9 protein-coding genes, 1 tRNA gene and 1 pseudogene are annotated in these 8,278 nt (G+C 73.7%); 6 read left to right on the plus strand and 5 right to left on the minus strand.

Annotated features, from left to right (window positions below; genetic code table 11):
* Positions 1 to 154: 154 nt before the first annotated feature.
* Positions 155 to 697, plus strand: a pseudogene (locus UK12_RS45230) (site-specific integrase); the annotation flags it as partial.
* Positions 698 to 903: 206 nt separating this feature from the next.
* Here UK12_RS45230 and UK12_RS30920 read toward each other — a convergent pair.
* A tRNA-Lys gene (locus UK12_RS30920) sits at positions 904 to 979 on the minus strand.
* 151 nt (positions 980 to 1,130) lie between these two features.
* Positions 1,131 to 1,805, minus strand: a complete 675-nt coding sequence (locus UK12_RS30925) for a nucleotidyltransferase domain-containing protein (RefSeq protein ID WP_045306522.1) — start codon at positions 1,803 to 1,805, stop codon at positions 1,131 to 1,133.
* 246 nt (positions 1,806 to 2,051) lie between these two features.
* On the opposite strand from UK12_RS30925, the gene UK12_RS30930 reads away from it, so the two are divergent.
* Complete coding sequence (locus UK12_RS30930; RefSeq protein WP_045306523.1) at positions 2,052 to 3,242, plus strand: DNA glycosylase AlkZ-like family protein; 1,191 nt, start codon at positions 2,052 to 2,054, stop codon at positions 3,240 to 3,242.
* A 94-nt stretch (positions 3,243 to 3,336) separates the two neighbouring features.
* On the opposite strand, the gene UK12_RS30935 is transcribed toward UK12_RS30930, so the two are convergent.
* On the minus strand, positions 3,337 to 3,978 hold the full coding sequence (locus UK12_RS30935; RefSeq protein ID WP_231591458.1) for a transglutaminase-like domain-containing protein: 642 nt from the start codon (positions 3,976 to 3,978) through the stop codon (positions 3,337 to 3,339).
* A gap of 51 nt (positions 3,979 to 4,029) precedes the next feature.
* Here UK12_RS30935 and UK12_RS30940 point away from each other — a divergent pair, with 51 nt between their 5' ends.
* The 4 genes from UK12_RS30940 (at position 4,030) to UK12_RS30955 (ending at position 7,067) form a co-directional block, all read left to right on the plus strand.
* Positions 4,030 to 4,776, plus strand: coding sequence for an SDR family oxidoreductase (locus UK12_RS30940; RefSeq protein WP_045306524.1), 747 nt, complete (start codon positions 4,030 to 4,032; stop codon positions 4,774 to 4,776).
* 105 nt (positions 4,777 to 4,881) lie between these two features.
* A complete protein-coding gene (locus tag UK12_RS30945; protein ID WP_045306525.1) occupies positions 4,882 to 5,592 on the plus strand; it encodes a tyrosine-protein phosphatase in 711 nt (236 codons plus the stop codon).
* Positions 5,593 to 5,649: 57 nt separating this feature from the next.
* A complete protein-coding gene (locus UK12_RS41810) occupies positions 5,650 to 6,654 on the plus strand; it encodes a phosphorothioated DNA-binding restriction endonuclease (protein WP_052682333.1) in 1,005 nt (334 codons plus the stop codon).
* 116 nt (positions 6,655 to 6,770) lie between these two features.
* Positions 6,771 to 7,067, plus strand: a complete 297-nt coding sequence (locus UK12_RS30955; protein WP_045306526.1) for a hypothetical protein — start codon at positions 6,771 to 6,773, stop codon at positions 7,065 to 7,067.
* Positions 7,068 to 7,143: 76 nt separating this feature from the next.
* Here the strand turns inward: UK12_RS30955 and UK12_RS30960 are convergent, their stop codons facing one another.
* Positions 7,144 to 7,971 carry a TIGR02452 family protein gene (locus UK12_RS30960; RefSeq protein ID WP_045306527.1) on the minus strand — a complete coding sequence of 276 codons (828 nt, stop codon included), beginning with the start codon at positions 7,969 to 7,971 and terminating at the stop codon, positions 7,144 to 7,146.
* 113 nt (positions 7,972 to 8,084) lie between these two features.
* The coding region (locus UK12_RS41815) for a hypothetical protein (RefSeq protein ID WP_197085313.1) at positions 8,085 to 8,278 on the minus strand (194 nt) is incomplete at its 5' end.

The following is an 8,278-nucleotide window of genomic DNA, read 5'->3' on the forward strand; positions in this document are numbered from 1 at the left end:
GGCCGCGTTGAACGCCGCCATCGCCCGCGAGCTGATCACCTTCAACCCCGCCTCGCATGTCGAGCTGGAGTCCGGCAAGCGGCCGAAGGCACTGCTCTGGACCGAGGAGCGCGTCCGGCGTTGGGAGTTGACGGGCGAGAAGCCGAGCGCGGTCATGGTGTGGACTCCCGAACAGCTCGGGCGGTTCCTCGACGAGGCCGAGGGCCACCGGCTCTACGCCCTGTTCCACCTGATCGCCTTCCGGGGCCTGCGCCGTGGCGAGGCCGTCGGCCAGAACTGGGCGGACGTGAACCTCGAGCGCGGTGAGCTGACCGTGGCGAAGGAGATCGTTCAGGACGGTTGGACTCCGTACGAGTCAGATCCCAAGACGGATGGCAGTGCAGCGACGATCGGGCTGGACAGCGGTACCGTCGCGGTTCTCCGGGCGTACCGGATCCGGCAAAACGAGGAGCGCTTGCAGTGGGGTGCGGCGTGGACGGATACCGGCAAGGTGTTCACCCTCGAGGACGGCAGGTGGCTGCACCCCGAGACGGTGTCCGATGCCTTCCGCCGGATCTACCGGGCCGCCGGCCTGCCCCCGATCAACCTTCGGGACCTCCGACACGGGGCCGCGACCCTGACCCACGCGGGCGGTGGCGACCTGCACACGATCAAGGAGACGTTGCGGCACTCCACGATCACGCTCACGTCGGACACGTACACCAGCCTTCTCCCGGAGATCGACCGGGAGGTGTCCGAGGCCGCCGCGCGGTTGGTCCCCCGTGCCCGCAAAACGGCGGTCGGCGAAACCGTCGGGCTCACTTCGGGCTCACCTACGGCCGGGAAAGCGAAAGCGCTCCGACCGGTGAAGCCCAGTCAGAGCGCTGCGCCGCAGGTCGGCGGGGGTAAACCCGGTCCTGAGGATGGTGGGCCGCCAGGGGCTCGAACCCTGAACCTACGGATTAAAAGTCCGCAGCTCTGCCAATTGAGCTAGCGGCCCGCCGGCTCGCGCTCCACCGTGGTGGTAGGGCGCCTGCCAGGGCGATCCTACCCGGAGATCACCGGCTGTTGGCCAGTGGATTGCCCGGGTCGCGCCGAGGTGTCCGGCGGGGTCGGGTGGGCGGGGGCGGCCGGTGGGGCGTTCGGGCTGGTCAGGACGGAGTGGACAGGTGCGCCGCGCGGACGCGGCGCAGCCAGGACTCGACCGGTGCCTCGTCGGGCTCGGCCGGGAGGACACCCGGTCGGCTGAAACGGGACTCCGCGTCGGCGAGCAGGTCCACCGCCAGGTCCGGCCGGTCCGCGTAGCGTTCGCCGAGTTCGCGGACCTGGGCGGGGTCGGCCAGCCGGATCCCCAGCTCGCCGGTCTCGTGCAGCGCCAGGCCCTGCCGGACCAGTCGGACCAAGTGCCTGGCGTGCTTGGAAGCCCGCCGCCGGGACGGCTCGTCGGAGCTGTCGCGGCTGCTCAGCTTCCTGAACTGCTGGGTGGCGTAACCGAGATAGGCGTTCCGCACCGCGCGCTCGCTCAGGAAGGAGCGCCGGATTCCGATCAGCTCCTCGCCGAGCGGCGTGCGCACCTCGTACAGCTCGGCGGGCAGCCAGACCAGTTCGGAGGCGGTCGGGTTGCCGTTGAGGGCGAGCCGGCACCACTTGGCCGCCTCGTGCAGGGTGGTGTCGGGGGCGGTGGTGACGTGCGACTCCACCGGCCGGTGCAGACCGTGGAACTGCTCGGTGGGCGCGGCGAACAGGCCGAGCCGGTCGAGGTCGGAGTCGGCGTGCGCGAGGCCGTAGGCGGTCGAGCCGACGATGCCGGAGAGCAGTAGGTGCATGAGTTACGTCGCTCCCTCGGCGAGACGATGTGTGGTGCGCACGGTGAACGGTGAACAGTCGGCGGCGGACCGGGATCCGGGGATGGACCCGGGCGGCGGCCCGGCGCACCGTTGGCAGTCTCCCCCGACGGGCGAGCCACGCGCGAACGAATTCCCGTTGGCCGAACAGCCGCGCACGCTCCTGTCCGCCGCCCGTCCGGCACGTCGCCGCCCCGCCCGGGGCACCGCGCGCCGATACTGGACCGCATGGTGAACAGCGAGATCCCGGCGGCCAGACTCCGTGCCTGGTGGGCACATCGGCAGTGGCTGGACGGCGCGCACCCCGGCGCCTCCCCGGCCGAGGTGCTGGCCGCCACCGGCTGGGCCCGCTCGGTCGGTGGCGCGGCCCCGTACCTGGGACTGTTCGCCCGCGCCGGTCTCGACCGGGAGGCCGTCGACGCGGCCGTCGCCGACCTGCAGGTGCACGAACTCCCGTCCGCCCGCGGCTGCACCTACGTCCTCCCGGCCGCCGACTACGCACTCGGCCTGGCCGTCGGCGCCGCCGCACCGGAGGGCGAACTCGCCACGGCGGAGCGGCACCTGCGCGTCCGCCGGGACGAGATCGAGAAGCTCTGCCTGCGGATCTCCCAAGTACTCGCCGGCTCAGCTCCGTTGAACCCGGCCGAGATCCGGGAGAGGGCCGGGGACGCCGTCCGCAGCCTCGGCGAGGCGGGGAAGAAGCGCGGGCTGTCCACCACCCTCCCGCTGGCGCTCGGACTGATGCAGGCCCGCGGCCTGATCCGCCGGGTCCCGGTCAACGGCCGTCTGGACCAGCAGCGTTACGGCTACGTCGAGTGGGACCAGCCGGTCCGGGGGTCCGCCACCGAGCTGGCGCGGCGGTACTTCTCCTGGGCGGGCCCCGCCTCGCTCAAGAACTTCCGCTGGTTCTCCGGCTTTCCGGCAGCCACCGCCAAGCAGGCCGTCGCCGCCCTCGACCTGAGCCCGATCCTCGGCACCGACCTCCTGATCAGCGCGGAACTCGCCGACGAGTTCGCCGAGTTCACCGTTCCGGCCGCCCCCGGCTACGCGCTGCTCGCCGGCATCGACGGCCTGCACCTGCTGCACCGGGCGCTGCCCCGCCTGATCGACCCGGCCGACGCCCAGCGCCCGGTGCCCGGCGCCAAGGCCGGGCGCAGCTTCGGCAGCGAGGCCGACCCGCAGACGCACATCGTGGTGGACCGCGGCCGGATCATCGGCTTCTGGGAGTACGACACCCAACAGCGCGAGATCGTGCACCAGTTGTTCGTACCGGCCGACGCCGAGCTGCGCGACACCATCGCCCGCACCGAGGCCTTCGTCCGCGATCAGCTGGGCGACGCCAGGGGGTTCAGCCTGGACTCGCCGAAGAGCCGCGCCCCGAGGATCGCAGCGATCCGGTCCGCCGCCGCAGCGGGCTAGCTGTTCCGACCCGTGAGGTTGGGGACGCGGCCGGCCGGGCCAGGACCGGCCACGGCAGACCGGTCCGGGCCGGCCGCGCCGGGCCCCGGCGCACCTACAGCTCCGACGGCAGGTAGCCGTACCCCTGCGCGCCCGGCCGAGCCCGGTCGAGCGCCTGCCGCAGGACCGGTGGCGTACTCGGGTACACCGTCGGGTAGTCGAGCTCGCCCGCCGCCGGATCCGGCACCCAGGCCAGCCGCTCCGCACCGGGTTCGGTGGCGAACCGGGCGTCCACACCCGGCTTGTTGCCGCGCGGGTCCAGCCGCACCCAGCCGCCCGTCGCGGGCCAGTGGACGGCGACCAGCCCGTGCAGCACCCCGAGCCGCTGGTAGCAGAGGCCGGCGGCGGTGCCCTGGGCCCGCAGCAGCGCGGTGAGCAGGTGCACCTTGCCGTGGCAGATGGCGTTGCCGCTCGCGAGCACGTCGGACGCCCGGTACGCGGCACTCCACTCGCCGACGTCCGCGGAGTGCGCGACCTCGTCCCGGACGTACTCGAACGCGGCGCGCGCCCCGGCCTGTCGGCTGTCGCCGCACAGCCGGTCGGCGAGGGCCCGGATCTCCGGGTGCCCGTGGTCGATCACGTCGTCGGCGGCCAGGTAGTCGGCGAGATCGCTGGAGGCAGGCAGCAGCCCGATCGGTCCGGGGTCCATGGCGTCATGATCTCCGAACTCGGGCCCGTGCTCATCGAATTCCAGCATGTGGGCTACGGTGACCCGAGCAGTGCACCCAGCCCGCATCGGAGGCCGCCCGTGTCCGAGGTCGTTCTGGTCACCGGCGGCAGCCGCGGGATCGGCGCCGCCACCTCCCGGCTCGCGGCCGCCCGCGGGTACCGCGTGTGCGTCAACTACCGTGCGGACGAGGCCACCGCGGCCGCCGTGGTGGCGGAGATCCGCTCGGCCGGCGGCACCGCGGTCGCGGTCCGGGCGGACGTCAGCCGGAGCGCCGAGGTGGAACGGCTGTTCCGCGCCGTGGACGACGAGCTCGGACCACTGACCGCCCTGGTCAACAACGCCGGCACGCTCGAAAAGCAGTGCCGCCTGGACGAGTTGGACGAGGACCGGCTGGCCAGGATCTGGTCCGCCAACATCACCGGGCCGTTCCTGTGCGCGGGCGCGGCCGTCCGCCGGATGTCCACCCGGCACGGCGGCACGGGCGGCGCGATCGTCAACGTCTCCTCCACCGCCGCCCGGCTCGGCGCGCCGAACGAGTACGTGGACTACGCCGCCTCCAAGGGCGCGCTGGACAGCATGACCCGCGGCCTGGCGCTGGAGGTCGCCCGCGAGGGCATCCGCGTCAACTGCGTACGCCCCGGCCTGATCCACACCGGCATCCACGCGCTGGGCGGCGAACCGGGCCGGGTGGACCGGGTCGCGCCCAACCTGCCGATGGCACGCGGCGGACAGCCCGAGGAGGTCGCCGAGGCCATCCTCTGGCTGCTCTCCCCCGCCTCCTCGTACGCGACCGGCACCTTCCTCGACATCTCCGGCGGACGCTAGCCGCCCTCGGCCGGGCCGTCGGACAGGCTCCGCAGCGAGTCGGCCACCCGACCGTTCACCTGGAACGCCTCCTCCCGGACGGTCCGGCGGGCTACCGTTGCGGACATGAGCCTCCGTCACTCCGACGCAGCATCCCCCCTCCTCGACATCCCCGGCGTCCGGAACCTCCGCGACGCGGCCGTCGGCCCGATCCGTCCAGGTCTGCTCTACCGTTCCGGATCGCTCAACGAACTGACCCCGGAAGGCGCCCAGCGCCTCAAGGCCCTGGGCGTCCGCTCCGTGATCGACCTGCGCGGCGCCAACGAGCTGACCCACTGGCCGGACCGGCTGCACGGCCTCGACCTCGCCACCCGCCACCTCCCGACCCTCCCGGAGCGCACCTCGGAGGGGCAGCCCTGGCCGGACGACCAGCCCGCGCTGTACCGCTTCATGGCCGAGAGCTCCGGGCCCTCGATCGCCGCCACCGTCCGGCACCTGGCTGCTCCCGGCGGGCTCCCGACCCTGGTCCACTGCGCGGTCGGCAAGGACCGCACCGGTCTCACCATCGCGGTCCTGCAGCACCTGCTCGGCGCCGCCGAGTCCGACATCACCGCCGACTTCCTCCACTCCAACACGGGCCTCGGCCTCCTCGGCGGCCCCACCCCGTACATCGACGAGACCGGGGCCGAGCGCCTCTCCCGGCCCGTCACCGCCGAGTTGCTGGCCGAGGCCCTGCACCGGCTCCGCACCCTGCACGGCTCCATCGAGTCCTTCCTCGACGCCCACGGCGTCACGGCCGCCGAAATCGCCGCCCTGCGCACCGCCCTGACCCGCTGACGGCCCGACTCCCCCTGTCGAACTACCACCCGATGGCCCTGTGGCAGGCTGGGCACCGTGCAGCGACACGACCTCCTCAACGCCCTGGGCGCGCTGCGCCAAGCCCCGACGGACAGCCGGCGCGCGCCGCACAAACCGCTGCTGCTGCTCTGGCTCCTCGGCCGCTTCGCCGCCACCGGTTCGACGTTGGTGACCTACGCGGAGGCCGAGGAGCCGGTCAGCCGGCTCATCAACGACTACGGTCCGCCGGTCAGCGCGCGGACCGCGGCACAGCGCGCCGTCCAACCGTTCGTCCGCCTGGAACGCGGGCTGTGGGAGCTGCACTCGGCCGACGGCATACCCCTCGGCCCGGACACCCGCCCCGAGGGCGGCCATCTGCGCAGGCTCGGCGCCTTCGGACGCCTCCGCCCCGAGGTCGAGACGCTGCTCCGGGACCCGGCCACCTTCGCGGCGGCCGTCTTCCTCCTCCTGGACCGGAACTTCACCGGCACCCTGGAAGCCGCCATCTGCCACCGGACCGGCCTCGACCTGCCGACCGTCGAACTCTCCGCCCTCGAAGCACCCCAAGCGCCCGAAGCGCCCGAAGCGCCCACATCTCCCGAAGCCGACACAGCCGCCGCGGCCGCCGAGCCGGAGACCCCGGCGGCCGAGGTCCGCTACCGGATGACCCGCCGACGCGTCCGCGCCCCGGGCTTCTCCGAAGCCGTACTCGACGCGTACGGGCACGCCTGCGCCATGTGCGGCTACGACGGCGTGCTCGGCCTCAGCCCGGTCGGTACGGAGGCCGCCCACGTCCGCTGGCACAGCCAGGGCGGTCCGGACCGGATCGACAACGCCCTCGCCCTCTGCGCCCTGCACCACACCCTGTTCGACTACGGCGCGCTCGGCATCACCCCGGACCACACCATCCGGGTCTCCCCGCGCTTCACGTACGACAGCAAGGCGGGCCACCGGGCCGTGGCCGCCCTGCACGACGCACCGGTGGCCCGGCCCCGGGCGAGCAGGCCGCGGGTCCGGCCCGACTTCCTGCACTGGCACGACCGCGAGGTCTTCAAGCACTGAACGCCGCCCGGCGGCACCGGCCTCACCCGAACCGCCGACGGACCCGGCACTGCCGGCGAAGGGCGCGCGTTAGGGTCGGTGGGAAGCCCAGGACAGAGCACCGGAGGAGTTGGACGATGGCGAAGATCCCGACAGCGGCGGTGGCGGCGGCCGGTCTCATCGGCGGTTACGGCACCGCACGTTGGAGCGGCCGGCGCGAGCTGGGCGGAGTGGTCCTCGCCGCGGCGGGCGCCGCCTCCGCGTACCAGTGGCAGCGGCAGGCCGGCCCCGGCACCGCCGCCGCGCTGACCGGCCTCTACGTGGCGGCCTTCGGCGGCTCCCACCCGCTCGCGAAGAAGATCGGCGCCTGGCCCTCGGTCCTCGCGGTCACCGGCGTCGTCGCAGCGGCCTCCGCCGTCGCCACCCGCCGCTGACCCCGGGCCCCGGCGGGGCCGCCCCCGAACAACCGCCCCCGAGCAACCGCCGCGACGAAGCTACGAAGCGCCGAAGCTACGAAGCGCCGAAGCGCCGCTCGAAGGCCGCACGGTTCGCGGACACCGGCGACCGGTCCCAGACCGCGAAGACCACCCGGGTGAATGCCGCGCCGTACACCCCCAGGGCGTGCTCGAAGGCCGCCGCGACCTCCGCCGGGTCGTTGCGGAAGACCCCGCAGCCCCACGCCCCCAGCACCAGCTCGCGCACACCGTGGTGCGCCGCCACCGCGAGCACCCGCTCGGCCCGCTCCGCCAGCACCTTCTGCACACCCGCCGGGGCACCGCCCGAACGCAGGGCCAGCTGACCGGCGTTGGGCGCCGGTGAGGTGAGGAAGGAGACCTGGTACGGCTGCGCCAGCAGGGCTCCGTCCCCCTGCCGGATCACCGGCACCCGGGGGGAGAAGATCACCCGGTGGCTGTAGCGCAGGTCCGAGGAGGCCCGGTGCGCCTCGTAGTAGTCGGGTGCGGCGAGCAGGCAGTGGTACAGCAGCGCACTGCGGCAGAGGTCCTCCTCCTGCGCGCGGGCGCCGCGCAGATAGCCGCCGCCGGGGTTCCGTGCGGAGGCGAAGTTGAGCACGCCGACGTGCTCGCCGCCGCCCTCCACCAGGCGGCGGGCCGCCTGCATGCTGCCCTCGGCGGTGACCTCCGGCGTCCCGGCGAATGGCCCACGGGACGCCTCGGCCACGCCGACGGCGTCCCCGGGCGCGTAGGAGACCGTGCCGGCCCGTGCGGCGGCCAGTGGTCCGCCGATCTCCACCACCGCCCCGGTGCCGTCGGCCCGGTAGCTGCCGCGCTCCGCGATCTCCTCGTTGACGGTCGCGACCTGGTGCAATCGACTGCTCATACCACTGACGGTACGTGAGTCGCCCGCCGGCCCACCAGGGGGTTTCGGCCACAACGCGGACGGGCCCGCCCCACCGAAGTGGAGCGGGCCCGACCAGCGGTCACTGCAGAGCGTCAGTTCTTCCAACGGGGCTTGCGGTCGCCGCCGTTGAAGCTGCCGCCGCGCGAGTCGCGGTCACCGAAGGAACGGCCGCCACGGTCGTCGCGGTCGCGGCCGGCGAAGCCACCCTGCGGACGGCCACCGGAGCGGTGGTCGTCGCGGCGGGCGAACGGACGGGTGTTGCCGCCGCGGTCGTCCCGGTTGCGGT

It is taken from the genome of Saccharothrix sp. ST-888 (assembly GCF_000955975.1).
Classification (GTDB): domain Bacteria; phylum Actinomycetota; class Actinomycetes; order Streptomycetales; family Streptomycetaceae; genus Kitasatospora.

What these genes read in the sequence shown, in the direction of transcription:
- UK12_RS30960 (WP_045306527.1), bottom strand. Translation starts at nt 7,971, where the DNA reads ATGAGCAGTCGATTGCACCAGGTCGCGACCGTCAACGAGGAGATCGCG.
- UK12_RS30930 (WP_045306523.1), top strand. Translation starts at nt 2,052, where the DNA reads ATGGTGAACAGCGAGATCCCGGCGGCCAGACTCCGTGCCTGGTGGGCA.
- UK12_RS30955 (WP_045306526.1), top strand. Translation starts at nt 6,771, where the DNA reads ATGGCGAAGATCCCGACAGCGGCGGTGGCGGCGGCCGGTCTCATCGGC.
- UK12_RS30935 (WP_231591458.1), bottom strand. Translation starts at nt 3,978, where the DNA reads ATGCTGGAATTCGATGAGCACGGGCCCGAGTTCGGAGATCATGACGCC.
- UK12_RS30925 (WP_045306522.1), bottom strand. Translation starts at nt 1,805, where the DNA reads ATGCACCTACTGCTCTCCGGCATCGTCGGCTCGACCGCCTACGGCCTC.
- UK12_RS30945 (WP_045306525.1), top strand. Translation starts at nt 4,882, where the DNA reads ATGAGCCTCCGTCACTCCGACGCAGCATCCCCCCTCCTCGACATCCCC.